Here is a 17,912-nt window from a genome sequence, read left to right on the forward strand (position 1 = left end):
TGTCATCCCTTCACTGCGCCCGCGGTGAGCCCGTGGACGATGTAACGCTGGAGGAACTGGAAGACGGCGACCGTCGGTATCGCGGTGAGCAGCGTGCCGACGGCGAACATGCCGAAGTTGGCGTTGCGCTGGTCGCCCAGCAGGCCGAACAGGCCGACGGCCAGGGTGCGCGCGTCGTCCCCGGTCAGGAAGACGCTCGCGATGAGGAACTCGTTGATGGTGGCGATGAAGACCAGCAGGCCGCTGATCGCCAGCACCGGGGCCGCCAGGGGCAGCACCACCCGGCGGAACGCCTGGGTGTGGCTGCACCCGTCGATGAGCATGGCGTCGTCCAGCTCCTTCGGGATCGAGTCGAAAAAGCCCTTGATGAGCCAGGTGTTCACGCCGACCTGTCCGCCGATGTAGAGCAGGACCACACCCCAGACGCTGTTGAGCCCGAACTCCGGCCAGTTGTCGCCGATCGCGCTGAAGATCACGTACAGCGGCACGATGGCCAGGAACTGCGGGAACGCCTGGATGACGAGGAGGCTCACCAGCCCCGCCCGCCGGCCGGCGAAGCGGAACCTGCTGAAGGCGTACGCCGCCAGCGACGAGACCGCGACGGACAGGGCGGCGGTCAGCCCGGAGACGACCACCGAGTTGCGGTACCACGTCCAGAAGGGCGTGGTGGTGAACAGCCTCTCGGCGTTGCCGAACCCCGCCCCGCGCGGGACGAGGGTGGCCGAGCTCAGCGTCCCGATCGGATCGAACGCGGCGGAGACCACGAACACGATGGGCAGCACGGCGAACGCCGTGACGACGATCGCGGCGCCGTGCCGCGCGGCGATGCCGCGCATCAGCTCACCTCCTTGAAGGCCCGGGTGCGCCGGAACCCGATGACCGAGATCACGGCGACGATCAGGTAGACGTAGATGGAGATCGCGGAGGCCAGGCCGTACTGCGCGCCCTGCTGGCCGAAGGCGAGCCGGAACGTGTACGTGATGAGCAGGTCGGTCGCCCCGACCATGGGGTTGTCCGACGGGAACGGGCCGCCGGCGGTCACCAGGAACACGCCGTTGAAGTTGTTGAAGTTGAACGCGAAGGACGACACCAGCAGCGGCGCGAGCGCGAGGAGCAGCAGCGGCAGGGTGACCTTGCGGAACCGCTGCCAGGCGCTCGCCCCGTCCACCTGCGCCGCCTCCAGGTATTCGGCCGGGATCGTCTGCAGCGCGCCGGTGGCCACCAGGAACATGTACGGGAAGCCCAGCCACAGCTGCACGAGCAGCACCGACGCCCGCGCGGTGAGCGGTGTGCCGAGCCAGTCCACGTCGAGGCCGAGCATCCGGTTGATGAGACCGAAGTCGGTGTTGAACATGTCCCGCCAGACCAGCAGCATCGCGAAGGCCGGCATCGCGTAGGGCAGCACGATCAGCGTGCGGTAGATCCGGACCCCGCGCATGCGCGGATGGTGCAGCACGAGGGCCGCGGCCACCCCGAGCGCGGCGGTCAGCCCGACGACCGCGACCGCGTAGAAGAGGTTCCACGCGAACACGCCGAGGAAGTGCGTGTTGATCTTCGGGTTGGTGACCGCGGCGGTGAGGTTGGACCAGCCGACGCCGACCTTCCAGCCCTGCGGCAGCGCGCTGCCGTCCGGGGCGGTGAACCTGCCCTGCTCGTCGTCCGCGCGCCAGGCCCGTCCGTCGCCCTTCACACAGTCGCAGCCCGCGTCGTAGGCGAGCGTCGCCCTGCCCTCGTACGCCCGGGTCAGGCCCTGGGCGCGGATCGCCCCGCCGTCCACGGGCACGGCGAGGGAGCCGACCTCGTCGCCGCGGGCGGCGGCCTGGGCCGGCGTCAGCACCGTGTAGCCCTCCGCCGCCGTGACGCGCCCTCCGGAGCCGAGGGTCGCGCCGCCGATCTCGCGCAGCCCGTCCTCGGTCCCGGCGTACGCCCTGCGCCTGGCCGGGTCGGCCAGCAGGAAGACGAGCGCGCCGCCCTTCTCCGCCACCGTCAGCCGGTATTCGGCCGACCCGGCCTCCCGGCGCACGGACGACGCCTCGATGGCGGCGATCGCCTCCTGCTTGGTGCCGAGGTGCCCGTCGCCGACGTTGGTCAGCGCCAAGGACATCGTGTACAGGACCGGGAACACCTGGAACGCGAGCAGCAGCAGCGTCGTGGGCAGCAGATACTTGGCGGGGAGCCGACGAGGCGACAGGTAGACGTACAGGGCCGCCGCGGTCACCACCGCGACGATCCCGACGCCGACCCAGTTCCCGGCGGAGACCAGCGGCGCGGCGGCCCACAGCGCCACGCCGATGATCAGGCCGAGGGCCAGCACCCGGCCCAGCGTCGCGGCCGTGGAGCCGGGCCCGGCGGCGCGTGTGCTGGTCTGGTGCCGGCGGGCCCCGGGCCTGGCGCCTCCGCCCCCGGAGGCGGCGCCGCCGGAGCCGCGCCGGCCGGGCCGGAGCCCCGAGCCGTGCGTCACGGTCATCCCGCCTGCCCGAGCTGCTCGGCGATGGCCTTGCCCGCCGCCTTGACCGCCGGCTCGACCGGGTCGCCCTTGACGACGGAGTGGATCAGCGCGTTGAACGGCTGCCACACCGCGACCATCTGCGGAATCGCGGGCAGCGGGACGCCGTCCTTGGCGGCGGCCTCGAACTTGGCGACGTCGGGGTCCTTCGCGGAGGCGTACTCCAGCGCGGTCCTGAGCGCGGGCATGCGTGGCTCGGCGTCGAACAGCGCCTTGGCGACGTCGTCGGAGGCGAGCGTGTTGGTCACGAACTCCTGCGCCAGGGCCTTGTTCTTGCCCTTGCTGGCCACGAAGAAGGACTGGACGCCCACGAAGCTGCGGGCCGGCTCGCCGCCCTTGAACGGGGGCACGGGCGTGACGTCGTACTTCACCCCGGCCGTACGGACCTCGGCGAGCCGCCAGGGCCCGGACACCATGAACGCGGTCTTGCCCTCGGCGAACATGGCGGCCGAGTTGTCGGAGGTGAACGAGCGCTTCAGCGCGCCCGCGCCCTTCTCGCCGAGCGCGGCGATCTTCTCGAACGCGGCGACCGAGGCCGGGGTGCCGACGCCGAGGTCGGCGGGGTCCGGGTCGCCGTTGGACTTGGTCCCGAACAGGTGGCCGCCGCCGGAGGTGTAGAGCGGGTAGATGTGGTAGGTGTCGCCCGACTGCCCGTTCTGCTGGCTGACCGGGTAGCCCACGATCTCCTTGACCCTGCCCGCCTCCTTCAGCTTGCGCCCGGTGGCGACGAGCTCGTCGAACGTCTTGGGAGCCTCGGGGGCGAGGTCGGTGTTGCGGTAGAGCGCCAGGTTCTCCACGGCGTACGGCACGCCGTAGACCTGGCCGTCGTAGGTCACGGCCCTGCGGGCCACGTCCACGTAGCCGGACAGCCGGTCCTCGGTCATCTGGATCGGCTCGATGAGTCCGTTCTGGACCAGGTTGCCGATCCAGTCGTGAGCTCCGACGAGGACGTCGGGGCCCTTGCCCGCCTGGGAGGCGGTGACGAAGGTCTGCTGCTGGTTCTGCGCGACCACGACGACCTCGGCCTTGATCCCGTTCTCCTTGGCGAACGCCTCGGCGAAGGGCTTGAGGGTGTCCGACCGCTTCTGGTCGGCCCAGATGGTCAGCGTGGCCGACGACGCGGCCTGCCCGGCCGGCGTCGCGTCCGCATTGCCAGGTGTCTTTTCGGTTGCGGTTCCGCCACCGCAGGCCGTCAGCGTGAGACAGGCGGCGAGCGCGACAAGTGATCTGCGCACAGGATCGCTCCAGGTGAGAGGGGCCGTAGGCCCGGAAAAAGGGGGGTAACCGCGCGGCGTGGCCCGAAGTTAACAGCGGGTTTCCGCAGCTGGAAGACGTTGCAGAAAATTGCTGCTTTGTTTCAAGATGCCTTGCGGCGTTCCAGCGACTGATCGGAAACAGCGACGATGGCAGCACGGCTCGACGAGATCGCCAGGCAGGCGGGTGTGAGCAAGGCGACGGTCTCGCGGGTGCTCAACGAGCGCCCGGGGGTCAGCGTGCGAGCCCGCACGGCCGTCATGGCCGCGATCGAGGCGCTCGGCTACGAGCGGCCGAGCACCATGCGCCCGCGCAGCTTCGGGCTCGTCGGGCTCATCGTCCCCGAGCTGCAGAACCCGATCTTCCCGCTGTACGCCGAGGTCATCGAGACCAACCTCGCCAGGCACGGGTTCACCGCCATGCTCGGCACGATGACACCGGAGGGCTCGGGAGAGGACGAGTACGTCGGCATGCTGCTCGACCGCAAGGTCTCCGGCATCGTCTTCGTCTCCGGTCTGCACGCCGACACCCGTATCGACCGGTCCCGCTACGAGGACCTGGCCCGGCAGAGGGTGCCGTTCGTGCTGGTCAACGGGCAGGTGCCCGGTCTCGGCGCGTCGTCCCTGTCGTCCGACGACGCCCTGGCCGCGCGGCTCGCCGTGCAGCACCTGGCAGGGCTGGGGCACCACCGCATCGGGTTCCTGAGCGGCCCGGAGCGTTACTCCACGGTGCAGCGGCGGCTGGCGGGCTTCCGCCTCGCCATGCGGCGGCTCGCCGGGCCCGGGGCCGGCGACCTGGTCGAGCTGTCCTCCTTCGACGTCGCGGGCGGCCAGTCCGCCGCGGCCCGTCTGCTGGATCGGGGCGCGACGGCGCTGGTGTGCGGCAGCGATCTGATGGCCCTCGGCGCGATCCGGGCGGCCCGCCGCCGGGGCCTGCGCGTCCCCGAGGACGTCTCGGTCGTGGGGGCCGACGACTCGCTGCTGATGTCGTTCACCGACCCCGCCCTCACGACGGTGCGCCAGCCGGTGCTCGCCATCGGGGCCGCCGCCGCGCGGGCGCTGGCCGACCAGGTGAAGGGGCGGGGGAGCGGCTGCGGCGAGCAGCTCTTCGACCCCGAGCTGGTCATACGCGACTCCACCGGCCCCTGCCCTGCGGGCCCGCGGTAGGGAGGACGGGGCCCTTGCAAGGACGGCGCGACGTCCGCGCGGATCGCCCGGTTCCGGCCCGTCGCCGTTTGCAACGTGCTGAAAGAGCTGTAAGCGCTTCGCTACGCTAGGGACGACCCACGGCGTGCCCCGGCCGCCCCGCGTGCCCGGTGTGCCGGCATGAGACCGGGTGCAGGGGCGAGGAAAGGTAAGTTGACCATCATGACCATGCGCCTCGCCGACATAGCCGCCCAAGCGGGCGTGAGTGAGGCGACCGTGAGCCGGGTGCTGAACGGCAAGCCGGGAGTGGCGCCGGGCACGCGGCAGGCCGTGCTCACCGCCCTCGACGTCCTGGGCTACGAGCGTCCGCCCAAGCTGCGGCAGCAGCACACCGGGCTCATCGGCCTGATCCTTCCCGAGCTGACCAATCCGATCTTCCCGGCGTTCGCCCAGGTGATCGAGAACGCGCTGGTCCTGTCCGGCTACACCGCCGTGCTGTGCACGCAGACGCCCGGAGGCATCGCCGAGGACGACTACACCGATCTGCTGCTCGAACGCGGGGTCTCGGGCATCATCTTCGTCAGCGGCCTGCACGCCGACTCACGCTCCGACCGCTCCCGCTACCTGCGGCTGATCGAGCTCGGCCTCCCCATGGTGCTGATCAACGGCTACCGGCCCGACATCGACGCCCACTTCATCTCCAACGACGACGCCGCCGCGCTCGACATGGCCGTCAGCCACCTGGTGTCCCTCGGGCACCGGCGCATCGGTCTCGCCGTCGGGCAGGAGCGGTTCGTGCCCACCATCCGCAAGACGAACGGCTTCCGCCGCGCGATGGCCGAGTACGCGGGCGTCGCCGACACGGCCGAGCTGGTCGTCAACACTCTCTACACGGTGGAGGGCGGCCAGTCGGCCGCGCAGCAGCTCCTCGACCGGGGCTGCACGGCGATCTGCTGCGGCAGCGACATCATGGCCATCGGCGCGATCCGGGGGGCGCGCCAGGCCGGCCTCCGGGTGCCCGAGGACGTGTCCGTCGTCGGGTTCGACGACTCCCCGATGACGGCCTACCTCGACCCGCCGCTGACCACGATCCGCCAGCCGGTCCGCGACATGGGGCTGGCCGCCGTGGCGAGCCTGCTGGACGAGATCCGCGGCCTGCCCGCGCCGCGCACCGAGCTGCTCCACCGGCCGGAACTCGTCGTCCGCCGCTCCACCGCGCCGGTGCCCGCGAACCTGCCCGCCGCCGGATAGCCCAGAAGGCCGGCGGTGAAAGCCCGCCGGCCCCGCGACGCCGGTCGGGGCGGGGAGCGCACTCCCGCCCCGACCTCTCAAGGGACTACTTGAGGTACGGCCCGTCGGCGCCGATCTTGCCCGGAGCCGGGTTGCCGGCTTGGTCGAGCACGTAGGCGCGCATGTTGCCCTTGCCGTTCAGGCCGATCGACAGGGTCTGGTCGGTGACGGTCTTCCTGTCTCCGGTGACCGCGTCGACGTACGTCCCGTTGGGGATGCCGGTGAAGGTCGCGCCGGAGGAGACGGTCACCAGGACGAAGCTGTCGGTGGACCCGCTGGTGTAGCGGCGCTTGTAGGCCATCGAGCCGGACACGCCTTCGGTCGAGTACTGCCCCATCTGGAGCGCCGGGATGGCCCGGCGGATCTGGTTGAGCCGCTGCAGGTGCTTGACCAGCGGCTGTCCCAGTGTCGTCGCGACGGGTCCCGACGCGCCGGAGACCTCGCCGTAGCCACTCGCGGTGACGGTGCCCTCGATCTTGTCGCCGTAGTAGGCGCGGCCGGTGGTGGCGAGCGGGCAGGTGGGCCCGCAGTCGATCTGCTTGCCCTTCTGGAACTCGATCTCCGATCCGTAGTAGAGGGTGGGGATGCCGCGGAAGGTCCACATCAGGCTCATGTTCTCGGCCCAGGCGTCGGTGCCGCCGGCGTAGCGGTTGGACGACTTGTTCGGTCCGTAGTCGTGCGAGTCGACGTAGACGGCGTTGTAGGTGGCGTCGTTGACGCTGTCGTCGGAGTCCTTGCCGTTGTTGAAGGCGTTCTGCGCGTCCGAGAAGTTCATGTGCATGCGCATGTCGATGATGTTCATGCCGGAGAACTTCGAGTGGTCGGGCGCGTGGTAGGCGTTCCCGCTCAGGAAGGCGTTGGTGCTGGTGGGCTGGTTGCCCGTGCCGAGCTGCTCCTCGTAGGTGTACTGCTCGATCGCGGCCTTCTCGTCGTCGGCGCTGTAGTCCTTGCGCTCCTTCCAGGTGTAGAACTGCGCGGAGTGGTTGACCGAGCCGCGGTTCCACTTGTCGTTCACGAACGCGGCGACCTCGCCGAAGACGTAGAAGTCCTTCGCCTTGTCCTCGCCGAACTTCTCCTTGACCCGGTCGTAGATCGCCGGCAGGAAGCGGCGGTTCCAGGTGACCCGGGGGATGTGGATGGCGGTGTCGATCCGGAAGCCGTCGACGCCCATGTCGATGAACCGGTTGTAGGCGTCGATGAGGTACTTCTGCACCTCGGCGTTCTCGGTGTTGAAGTCGGCCAGGTCATCGTGCAGCCAGCAGCTGCGCGAGTCCTCACCCTCCCAGTTGCCGATCCAGCACTGGTGGTAGTACTTCGCCGGGAACATCCCCGAGGTCGGGCTCGGCCACTGGCAGTTGTAGATGCGGTATCCCTCGGGGCTTGAGTACTGGGTCGGCGTCCCCCAGTTGCGGCAGGTGTTGCCCGCCGGCTCCTCGGTGGACCACAGGTCGCCGTTGTACGGCCGTCCCTTGGCCATCTGGTTCTGCGCCGCCGTCATGCCGGGGTCGTCGCCCTGGTGCTCCTCCATCGGGTCGTACTCGCGGCCCGATTCCTTCCGGCTGTACATCCACTTCCACTGCTCGTCGCGCACGCCGTACACCGGGGGCACGAACAGGCCCCTGGCGCCCCAGCGCGAGCTGTGGTTGTAGACGACGTCCTGGTAGATCTTCAGGCCCTTGGCGTGGGCCTTGTTGATCAGGTCCTGGTAGGTGTGTCCGGGCGTCTCCAGCCGGGTGTCCACACGGTAGAAGTCCCAGCCGTGGTAGCCGTGGTAGTCGTAGTCGGACCGGTTGAGCACGACCGGGGTGATCCAGATCGCGGAGAAGCCGAGGGCCTTGATGTAGTCGAGCTTCTCGATGAGGCCCTTGAAGTCGCCGCGGAACATCGGGTCGTTGTTCGCCGCGTTGCCGGAGCGGATGTTCTGGCTTCCGCCCCTGTCGTTGGAGGTGTCACCGTCGTAGAACCGCGCCGTCATGACGAAGTAGATGGAGTCCTTGCGCGGATCGCCGCCGAGCGGGGTGCCCTGGGTGACCGGTGGCGGTCCGTCACCCGTCTTGACCGAGACGGCATCGGTGTAGGCGGATTTGTTGCCCGCGGCGTCCAGCGCCCGCACCTTGTAGGTGTAGGCCGTCCTGGCGTCCAGCCCGGACTCCTTGTACGACGTGCCGGAGGAGGAGCGGACGACGGGGGTCTCCTCGCCCTTGGCCCGGCTGATCTCGTACCCGGTGACACCGACGTTGTCGGCCGACGCCGTCCAGGTGAGCGTGACGGTCGTGCCCGACGCGGTCGCGGCCAGGCCCGTGGGCACGCTGGGCGCGGTCGTATCCGGCGGCTCGGGCGTGCACGGCTCCGGCGCGTTCCCGCGTACGACGCCGTCCTTGACCGTGGTGGTGCCGGTGCCGATGGAGTAGTCGGCGCCGTTGTTGTTGTCCCAGGTGCCGGAGCCGTTGTTGAAGGCGGCCTTGAGCCCCGTCGCGCCGCCGAGGTCGACCGTCTTCTTCGCCCAGTCGGCGCAGGTCTCCTCGTCCATGTCGATGCCCGGGACCGTCGTCCACGAGCCGCCGGTGGGCTGGTAATGGATCTTCGCGGAGCTCCAGCCCCTGGTCTTCTTGTAGTAGAAGACGGTCGCCCTGCCTTGGGCGGACGGCGAGGCGGACGGCGAGGCGGACGGCGAGGGGGACGGTGAGGGGGACGGCGAGGGGGACGGCGTGGCCGTCACGCAGGGGTCCGGGGCGTTGCCGGTGACCACCCCGTTCTGGACGACGGTGGTGCCGGTGCCGATGGTGTAGTTCCTGCCCTGGTTGTTGTCCCAGGTGCCGGAGCCGTTGTTGAAGGTGACCTGGAAGGTGGTGGCGGTGCCGAGGTCGATGGTCTTCTTCTTCCAGCCGGTGCAGGCGGTGTCCATGGCGACGCCGGGAACCGAGGTCCAGGTGCCGTTGATCCCGTAGTGGATGTTGGCCGGGTTCCAGCCCGTCTTGTAGAACACCGTGGCGCTGCCGGCCGCATGGGCGGTGGTCACCGTCATCAGGCTCGACAACGCGACGATCACCGTGGCCACGGCGAGGTGAACGCGTCTGCGGTTCATTGCGGTCCTTCTGGTGGGGGGTGAGATCGGGTCCCGGCCCGGGCGGGGCCGGGACGCGCCGGCGGTCAGCCGCAGGGGTTGGCGGCGTTGCCGGTGACCACGCCGTCCTTCACGGTGCTGGTGCCGGTGCCGACGGTGTAGTTCCTGCCCTGGTTGTTGTCCCAGCTGCCGGAGCCGTTGTTGAAGACGACCTGGAAGGTGGTGGCGGTGCCGAGGTCGATGGTCTTCTTCTTCCAGCCGGTGCAGGCGGTGTCCATGGCGACGCCGGGAACCGAGGTCCAGGTGCCGTTGATCCCGTAGTGGATGTTGGCCGGGTTCCAGCCCGTGTAGTAGTACACGGTCGCGTTGCCGGTGCTGGTGCCCTCACAGGGGTTGGCGGCGTTGCCGCTGGCCACACCGTCCTTGACGATGGTGGTGCCGGTGCCGACGGTGTAGTTGTTGCCGCCGTTGTTGTCCCAGGTGCCGGAGCCGTTGTTGAAGACGACCTGGAAGGTGGTGGCGGCGCCGAGGTCGACGGTCTTCTTCTTCCAGCCGGTGCAGGCGGTGTCCATGGCGACACCGGGAACCGAGGTCCAGGTGCCGTTGACTCCGTAGTGGATGTTGGCGTTGCTCCAGCCGGTCTTGTAGTAGACGGTCGCGGTCTTGTCACCGGTCGGGGTCACGGTGGGCGACGGCGAGGCCGACGTGCCGACGCGGATGGCGACGGCGCTCTTGGCCGGGACGGTGACCGTCGCCGTGCCGCCCGAGTTCACCGTCACCGAGCCGCCCCCCGCCACGTTCGGGTACGTCCCCGCGGGCAGGCCGGTGGTGAAGGTGCGGGTGACGCTGCCGTTCTCGTTGTTGATCGCGACCCAGCCCTTGTCGCCGCGGCTGAAGGCGATCAGGTTTCCGCCGTTGTCGGTCCAGTTGCCGACGGAGGTGCCGGCGACGGTGTTGTGGAAGCCGACCATGCCGGTCATCTCACGGTCGAAGCAGGTCCACCGGCCGTTGGAGCAGTCCGTGTCGGTGACGAACCCGCCGTTGGCCGACGGCGGGCCGCCCTCCTTGTCGTTCCAGGTGAAGGAGGAGTAGACGTTGGGCTTGCCGTACGGCCAGGCCAGCATGAAGACGTTGGCCAGCTTGTAGGTCGCGCCGTACTTGTAGTTGAGCGTGGCGTCGCCGGCGGAGGGGTCCTTGCGCTCGGTGTCGTGGTTGTCGACGAACACCATGGCCTTGTCGCTGCCCACCGACAGGCCCCAGCTCTGTCCGAAGCTCTGCAGATACTTGATCTGGCCGGTGAACTGCTCCTTGAGCTTGCGGCCGTAGACGAACTCGTCCACGTCGCCGATGCCGGTGTACTGGTTCGGCTGGACCGCCTCGTCCTTGCCGTAGATGACCTCCTGGTGGATGTACGGCGAGCCCTTGAGCCTGGACTTGATCGCCGCGAGGTCGTCGGGGCTGATGTGCTTGGCGGCGTCGATCCGGAAGCCGTCGACGCCCAGGTCGGTCAGCTTGTTCATGAACGCGGCGATCTGGCCCCGCACGTAGTCGGAGCCGGTGTTGAGGTCGGACAGGCTGACGAGCTCGCAGTTCTGCACCCGCCAGGCGTTGTTGCCGTAGTCGGGGTCGGTGATGCCGCAGGTGGGGGAGTGGAAGTCCCAGGAGGAGTAGAGCCCGGGGTAGTTGTACTTGCTGAAGCCGTAGCCGCCGTAGCTGGTGGCGCCCTGCCCGGTCATGTGGTTGATGACGGTGTCCACCTGCACCTTCACGCCCGCGGCGTGGCAGGTGTCGACCATGTTCCTGAACGCGGCCTCGTCCCCGAACTTGCTGGTCAGCGTGTAGCGGGCGGGCTGGTAGACGTCCCACCAGACCGAGCCGCCCTTGGACATGGAGTCGTTGGGCGGGGACACCTGCACCGAGCCGTACCCGGCCGGGCCCAGGACGTCGGTGCACTCCCTGGCCACCGACTTCCAGTTCCAGTTCCACAGGTTGACGGTCACTCCGGGGCCGGACGCCGCGCCGGCGGCGGTCTCGGTCAGCGCGGGCAGCGCCACGGCGGTGCCGGCCGCCGCGGTCGCGGTTAACGCGCCCGCGACGATTGCTTTGTACAGTCTCATAGAGGGGGTCTCCAGAACTCAGGACGGGATCCCGTTGATGCGGGCTGGGTGGGGTCAACACCCGGCCCGCTTCCATGCGTGACGCCTGCGAGACGGCGTACGGGTTTCGAGGATGACGGCATGAGCTGCCGTGACGATGCGGCGGCGTCCTCATCCCGCGCCGCTGCGGATTCCATGAGAACGGCACACGCGAGGACGAGCTGACGGCCCGGCCCCGGACATCGCGGGACGCGGGTGAGGCGGGGGCGGCGCCCTCGGGCCGGTGGGGGATGGGCACACCGTAGGGCCTCCATGTCCAGGTTTCCCAGGTGTTGCCTGGAAGTTACTCAGCGGCCATTCGGATTGCAATACCTTGCAGAAAATTCCAGAACATCTCTCGGTGTTGGTGTGAGCTGCGCTCATCTCTGTCCGATTTGTCGGAATCTATCCTGGGATATGTCGCGATCAGTAAGCAACAAATGACCCAGCGTCTATTTGTAACGAAACGACAGTCGATCATTGCAAGGTCTTTCAAAGCTTCTTGCAGCCGCGTAACGTCACGCTCACCCCCCAAACGACGCCGGTGAGCGGGTCTCGCCGGCGCGTTCCAATCCCCTGAGCGTCCCCATGAGGAGATAGACATGCGGCGAGCCATTTCGGCCGTGACAGTCGTCGCGGCCCTCGCACTGGCGGCCTCCGCCTGCGGCAGCGGCGACGACGGCGGCACGTCGGCGGCGAACGAGAAGTCCGCCGCCCCCGCGGACCCGACCCAGATCAGCGGCGAGATCACCTGGTGGGACACCACGCGGCCGGACAGCGAGGGGCCGACCTTCCAGAAGCTCATCAAGGAGTTCGAGGCCAAGTACCCCAAGATCCAGGTCAAGTACGTCAACGTGCCGTCCGACCAGGCGCAGGGCCAGTTCCAGACGGCCGCGCAGGCGGGCACCGGCGCCCCGGACATCATCCGCTCGGAGGTCGCCTGGACCCCGCAGTTCGCCGCGCTCGGCTACCTCCAGCCGCTCGACGGCACCCGCGCCGTCGACAACGAGAGCGACTACCTGCCCGGGCCGCTGAGCAGCACCAAGTACGAGGGCAAGACGTACGCGGTGCCCCAGGTGACCGACACCCTCGCGCTGCTCTACAACAAGAAGCTGCTGAAGAAGGCGGGCTACGAGGAGGCGCCCAAGACCTTCGACGAGCTCAAGAAGGTCGCCCTCGACGTGAAGGCGAAGACCGGGGTGAACGGCCTCACCCTGAACGTGGACTCCTACTTCCTGCTTCCGTTCATGTACGGCGAGGGCGGCGACCTCCTCGACCTGCAGAGCAAGAAGATCGTGGTCAACACGCCGGCGAACGTGAAGGCGCTGGGCGAGGTGGCCGACCTGATCAGCTCGGGGGCCGCGCCCAAGCCCGCCCTCCAGGACAGCTACGCCAACGCCATGACCGCCCTGAAGGACGGCAAGACCGCGATGATCTACAACGGTCCCTGGGCGCTGTCGGAGGTCTACCAGGGCAAGGAGTTCCAGGACAGGAGCAACCTCGGCATCGCGCCCGTCCCCGCGGGCTCGGTCAAGGCCGGGGCGCCCACCGGCGGATGGAACTACGCCGTTTACGCGGGATCCAAGAACCTCGACGCCTCCTACGAGTTCCTGCGCTTCATGAGCTCGGCGAGCTCCCTGGCCACCGTCTCCGGCGAGCTGGGCCTCCTCCCGGCCCGCGCGTCCAGCTTCGACGACCCGAAGGTCAAGGAGAACCAGGACGTGGCGGTCTTCAAGCCGATCCTGGACACGGCGGTCCCCCGTCCGTGGATCCCCGAAGGCGGCCAGCTCTTCCAGCCGCTGCTCGAGGGCTACCAGGCGCTGCTGGACGGCACCAAGCCCGAGGACGCGCTCAAGCAGGTCGACGAGAAGTACCACGGCATCATGAAGGACTGGAGCTGATCGTGGCGACCACGACTGGACGTGCCTCCCGCACGGCCAGGGACGGGGCCGCGGGAGCCGAGGACTCCCGCGGCCACCGCGGAAGCCGGCCCGGACCGGTGCGGCGTCTCCTGTCCCAGCACTGGTACGCGTGGGCGATGACCGCTCCGGTGGTGATCGTCGTCGGAGTGCTGGTCGGCTGGCCGCTGGTCCGCGGCGTCTACCTGTCCCTGACCGACGCCACCGAGGCCACCGTGGGCCGCACCATCGGTGTCAACGTCATCCCCGCGAGATACAAGTTCGTCGGACTCGAGAACTACGTCGACATCCTCACGAGCAGCCTGTTCTGGGGGAGGCTGGCGTGGACCGCGCTGTGGACCGTCGTCTGCGTCGGCCTCCACTACGGGATCGGCCTCGGCCTGGCGATGATGCTGCACCGCCGGCTGCGGTTCCGCTCGGCCTACCGGGTGCTGCTGATCCTGCCCTGGGCCATTCCCGGGTTCGTGGCCGCCTTCATCTGGCGCTACCTGTTCAACAGCGACTACGGCGTGATCAACGCGATGCTGAAGGCCGCCGGGCTCGGCGCGGTCGGCTGGCTGGACGACCCGACCACGGCCAAGCTCGCGGTCATCGCGGTGAACGTCTGGGTCGGCGTGCCGTTCATGATGGTGGCCCTGCTCGGCGGTCTCCAGTCGATCCCGGCCGAGCTGTACGAGGCGGCCGAGGTGGACGGGGCCAGCCCCTGGCAGCGGTTCCGCCACATCACCCTGCCGGGCCTGCGCTCGGTGTCGAGCACGGTCGTGCTGCTCGGCACGATCTGGACGTTCAACATGTTCCCGGTGATCTTCCTGATCACCCGGGGCGGACCCGGCACCTCTACGGAGATCCTGGTCACCTACGCCTTCCGTGAGGCGTTCACCGGCGTGCGCAACTACTCCGGCTCGGCGGCCTGGGGCGTGATCATCCTGCTCCTGCTCGTCGCCATGGCCGTCGTCTATCGCAGAGCACTGCGCAAGCAGGGGGAGGTCTGGTGAGCACCGACATGCCGAGCGCCGCCACCACTCACACGAGGTCGTACGGCCGGCAGCAGCGGAGCCTGGCCGGGTCGGTCCTCCTGCACGGGGGGCTCCTGCTGGCCACCGCCGTCTCGCTGTTCCCCGTGGTCTGGCTGGTGCTCACCTCGCTCAAGCCGCGGGACGGGTGGCTGTCGTCCGAGCTGGAGATCTTCAACCAGCCGTCGCTGACGAACTACGCGCGGGTGCTCGGCGACACACAGTTCCTCGTCTGGCTGCTCAACTCCGTCCTCGCGGCGGGGCTGACCATGGCCTTGGGCGTGTTCGTCGCCGCGACCACCGGTTACGCGATCAGCAGGTTCCGCTTCCCGGGCCACCGGGGCGTCATGTGGCTGCTGCTGGTCACCCAGATGTTCCCCGTGGCGATCCTGATCGTGCCGCTGTACAACCTCATGGCCGGTCTCGGGTTGCTGAACCGGATTCCCGGGCTCGTCGCGGCCTACCTGACCGTGGCCGTGCCGTTCTGCGCCTGGATGATGAAGAGCTACTTCGACACCATCCCCAGGGAGATCGACCAGGCGGGCCTGGTCGACGGCCTGACCCCGTTCGGCACGTTCTGGCGGGTGGTGCTGCCGCTGGCCAGGCCCAGCCTCGCGGTGACCGCCTTCTACTGCTTCATGACCGCCTGGGGCGAGGTGGCGTACGCCACGGTCTTCATGTCGCAGGAGGAGAAGCGCACGCTCGGCGTCGGGCTCCAGCAGTTCGTCGGCCAGCACTGGTCCGACTGGGGGCTGCTCACCGCCTCGGCCGTGCTCATCGCGATTCCCGCCGCGGTCGTCTTCCTGCTCGTCCAGCGTCATCTGGTGGCCGGGCTCACCAGCGGCGCCACGAAGATGTGACGCCCGCCATCAGTGACATGACCATTTCCTACAAGGATCGGGGAAGCACAGTGACCGAACTCGCCGTCCGCCCGTCGGCGGTCGCGACCCGGTGGTGGCGTGACGCGGTGATCTATCAGGTGTACGTCCGCAGCTTCGCGGACGGCAACGGCGACGGGATCGGCGACCTGCCCGGCGTGCGCGGCCGGCTGCCCTACCTGGCCGACCTGGGCGTGGACGCGATCTGGCTGACGCCGTTCTACCCCTCGCCGATGGCCGACTTCGGCTACGACGTGGCCGACTACCGGAACGTCGACCCGATCTTCGGTTCCCTGGACGACGCGAAGGCGCTGATCGACGACGTCCACCGGCACGGGCTGAGGATCATCGTGGACGTGGTGCCCAACCACACCTCCGACCGCCACCCCTGGTTCGAGGCGGCGCTGAGGGCCGGGCCGGGCAGCCCGGAGCGGGAGCGCTACATCTTCCGCGAGGGCAAGGGCGCGGCGGGCGAGCTGCCGCCCAACGACTGGGAGTCGATCTTCGGCGGGCCGGCCTGGACCCGCGTCGAGGACGGCCAGTGGTACCTGCACCTGTTCGCGCCCGAGCAGCCGGACCTCAACTGGGAGCACCCGCAGGTGCACGAGGAGTTCGCCGACGTGCTGCGGTTCTGGCTCGACCTCGGCGTGGACGGCTTCCGGATCGACGTGGCGCACGGCATGGTCAAGGCCCCCGGTCTTCCGGACGTCGGCCGGTCCGGCCAGGCGCGGATGATCGGGATGGAGGTGGTCCCGTTCTTCGACCAGGACGGCGTGCACGAGATCCACCGGGCCTGGCGCCGCATCCTCGACTCCTACGAGGGGGAGCGGATCGGGGTGGCCGAGGCGTGGGCGCCCTCGCCCGAGCGGCTGGCCAACTACGTCCGGCCCGACGAGCTGCACCAGGCGTTCAACTTCCACTTCCTGACCGCCCCCTGGGACGCCGAGGCGTTCCGGGAGGTGATCGACGAGTCGGTGCGCACGTCGGCGCTGGTGGACGCGCCCCCGACCTGGGTGCTGTCCAACCACGACGTGAAACGGCACGTCACCCGCTACGGCGGCGGCGACCTCGGCCTCCGCCGGGCCCGCGCCGCCGCGCTGCTCACCCTGGCGCTGCCCGGCTCGGCGTACGTCTACCAGGGCGAGGAGCTGGGGCTGCCCGAGGTGCTGGACCTGCCCGAGCAGTACCTGCAGGACCCGCAGCGGCTGCGCGACCCCGACAGCGGGCGGGACGGCTGCCGGGTGCCGCTGCCCTGGACGCAGGACAAGCCGTTCGGCTTCGCGCCGCCGGGTGCCGAGAGCGCCTGGCTGCCGATACCGGAGTCGTGGGGGCGGCTCAGCGTGGAGGCGCAGCGCGACGACCCGGAGTCCATGCTCACCCTCTACCGCCGGGCGCTGCGCCTGCGCCGCGAGCTTCCCGGCCTCGGTGACGGCCCTCTCGTGTGGCTCGACTCGCCGGAGGGGAGCCTCGCCTTCTCCCGGGGCGAGGGCTTCGTCTGCGCGGTCAACCTCCGCGACCGGCCGGTGGAGCTGACGGTGGCGGGCGAACTCCTGCTGGCGAGCGCTCCCGCCCGGGTGAGCGGCGGAAGGGTCGTCCTGGCTCCGGACTCCGCCGCGTGGTGGCGGGGACGCTGATGTCGTCGAGTCCCCTTGCGATCGGGATTCCCCGGCTGACGGACATCGCCACGCAGGCCGGCGTCAGCGAGGCGACCGTCAGCCGGGTGCTGAACGGCAAGCCGGGCGTCTCGAAGGTCACCCGGCAGGCCGTGCTCGCGGCCCTCGACCTCATGGGGTACGAGCGGCCGCAGCGGCTGCGGCAGCGGAGCAACGGGCTGGTCGGGCTGATCACCCCGGAGCTGGACAACCCCATCTTCCCGGCCTTCGCGCAGGCAATCGAGAAGGCGCTCACCCAGTACGGCTACACGCCCGTCCTGTGCACCCAGATGCCGGGCGGGGCACCGGAGGACGAGTTCACCGAGCTACTGCTCGACCGCGGCGTGATCGGGATGGTCTTCGTCTCCGGGCTGCACGCGGACACGACGGCGCGCTCGGACAGATACTCCCAGCTCATCTCCAAGGAAGTGCCGATCGTGCTGCTGAACGGGCACGCGGCCGACGTGGAGGCGCCCTTCGTCTCCCCCGACGACCGGCTGGCGGCGAGGCTGGCCGTGCAGCATCTGGTCGATCTCGGCCATGAGCGGATCGGGCTGGCGGTCGGCCAGGCGCGGTTCGTCCCGGTGATCCGGAAGATCGAGGGATACCGGCAGGCGCTGGCCGAACTGCTCGGCGTGACGGACACCGACGCCCTGATCTCCCACTCCCTGTTCTCGGTCGAGGGCGGGCAGGCGGCCGCGGCCTACCTGCTGGACGGGGGTTGCACCGGGATCGTCTGCGCCAGCGACCTGATGGCGATCGGCGCCATCCGGGCCTGCCGGGAACGCGGGCTGGGCGTGCCCGGGGACGTCTCGGTCGTCGGATACGACGACTCCCCGCTGATCGCGTTCACGGACCCGCCGCTCACCACGGTGCGCCAGCCCGTCCAGGCGATGGCCGCCGCCGCCGTCGACACCCTGCTCGAGGTGATCGGGGGCGCCCCCTCACGACACCAGGAGCTGGTCTTCCGGCCGGAGCTGATCGTGCGCGGTTCGACCGGCTCGGGTCCCAAAGTCCGCCGCTAGCCGTTGTCACGACGTACCAGGAGAAGCCGAG

At 69.4% G+C, this 17,912-nt stretch carries 12 protein-coding genes; 7 read left to right on the forward strand and 5 right to left on the reverse strand.

Translation table 11 applies throughout. The features are described from left to right. Positions 1–2 precede the first annotated feature (2 nt). The 3 genes from ABZ857_RS25000 to ABZ857_RS25010 are packed head-to-tail and all read right to left on the reverse strand — an operon-like array spanning position 3 to position 3,741. The gene (locus ABZ857_RS25000) at positions 3–836 is read right to left on the reverse strand and encodes a sugar ABC transporter permease (RefSeq protein ID WP_357046711.1); all 834 of its coding nucleotides are present in this window, start codon (positions 834–836) and stop codon (positions 3–5) included. Next, positions 836–2,467, reverse strand: a complete 1,632-nt coding sequence (locus ABZ857_RS25005; RefSeq protein ID WP_357046713.1) for an ABC transporter permease subunit — start codon at positions 2,465–2,467, stop codon at positions 836–838. The genes ABZ857_RS25000 and ABZ857_RS25005 overlap by 1 nt, the downstream gene beginning before the upstream one ends. Continuing rightward, positions 2,464–3,741 (reverse strand): maltose ABC transporter substrate-binding protein, encoded by a 1,278-nt coding sequence (locus ABZ857_RS25010; protein ID WP_357046715.1) that lies wholly within the window; start codon positions 3,739–3,741, stop codon positions 2,464–2,466. Before ABZ857_RS25010 ends, ABZ857_RS25005 begins: the two co-directional genes overlap by 4 nt. A 168-nt stretch (positions 3,742–3,909) precedes the next feature. On the opposite strand from ABZ857_RS25010, the gene ABZ857_RS25015 reads away from it, so the two are divergent. Then, complete coding sequence (locus ABZ857_RS25015; protein ID WP_357046717.1) at positions 3,910–4,926, forward strand: LacI family DNA-binding transcriptional regulator; 1,017 nt, start codon at positions 3,910–3,912, stop codon at positions 4,924–4,926. A gap of 201 nt (positions 4,927–5,127) precedes the next feature. Further along, entirely contained in the window at positions 5,128–6,156 is a 1,029-nt protein-coding gene (locus tag ABZ857_RS25020; protein WP_357046719.1) for a LacI family DNA-binding transcriptional regulator, read from the forward strand. Positions 6,157–6,241: 85 nt separating this feature from the next. Here the strand turns inward: ABZ857_RS25020 and ABZ857_RS25025 are convergent, their stop codons facing one another. Continuing rightward, the gene (locus tag ABZ857_RS25025; protein WP_357046721.1) at positions 6,242–9,280 is read right to left on the reverse strand and encodes a carbohydrate binding domain-containing protein; all 3,039 of its coding nucleotides are present in this window, start codon (positions 9,278–9,280) and stop codon (positions 6,242–6,244) included. 65 nt (positions 9,281–9,345) lie between these two features. After that, positions 9,346–11,376: a carbohydrate binding domain-containing protein gene (locus ABZ857_RS25030; RefSeq protein WP_357046722.1), complete on the reverse strand. Its 2,031-nt coding sequence runs from the start codon at positions 11,374–11,376 to the stop codon at positions 9,346–9,348. 620 nt (positions 11,377–11,996) lie between these two features. Between ABZ857_RS25030 and ABZ857_RS25035 the strand changes: the two genes are divergently transcribed. From ABZ857_RS25035 to ABZ857_RS25055, 5 genes are read left to right on the forward strand one after another with little or no spacing between them, the layout of a single operon-like run. Next, on the forward strand, positions 11,997–13,295 hold the full coding sequence (locus tag ABZ857_RS25035; RefSeq protein ID WP_357046724.1) for an extracellular solute-binding protein: 1,299 nt from the start codon (positions 11,997–11,999) through the stop codon (positions 13,293–13,295). 2 nt (positions 13,296–13,297) lie between these two features. After that, positions 13,298–14,308 carry a sugar ABC transporter permease gene (locus tag ABZ857_RS25040; RefSeq protein ID WP_357046726.1) on the forward strand — a complete coding sequence of 337 codons (1,011 nt, stop codon included), beginning with the start codon at positions 13,298–13,300 and terminating at the stop codon, positions 14,306–14,308. After that, positions 14,305–15,186, forward strand: a complete 882-nt coding sequence (locus ABZ857_RS25045; RefSeq protein ID WP_357046728.1) for a carbohydrate ABC transporter permease — start codon at positions 14,305–14,307, stop codon at positions 15,184–15,186. Before ABZ857_RS25040 ends, ABZ857_RS25045 begins: the two co-directional genes overlap by 4 nt. Positions 15,187–15,236: 50 nt before the next feature. Then, positions 15,237–16,838 carry a glycoside hydrolase family 13 protein gene (locus ABZ857_RS25050; protein WP_357046730.1) on the forward strand — a complete coding sequence of 534 codons (1,602 nt, stop codon included), beginning with the start codon at positions 15,237–15,239 and terminating at the stop codon, positions 16,836–16,838. Beyond that, entirely contained in the window at positions 16,838–17,881 is a 1,044-nt protein-coding gene (locus ABZ857_RS25055; RefSeq protein ID WP_357046732.1) for a LacI family DNA-binding transcriptional regulator, read from the forward strand. Before ABZ857_RS25050 ends, ABZ857_RS25055 begins: the two co-directional genes overlap by 1 nt. The last annotated feature ends 31 nt before the right edge of the window (positions 17,882–17,912 follow it).

The sequence above is a fragment of the Microbispora sp. NPDC046933 genome (assembly GCF_040644635.1).
Classification (GTDB): Bacteria; Actinomycetota; Actinomycetes; order Streptosporangiales; family Streptosporangiaceae; genus Microbispora.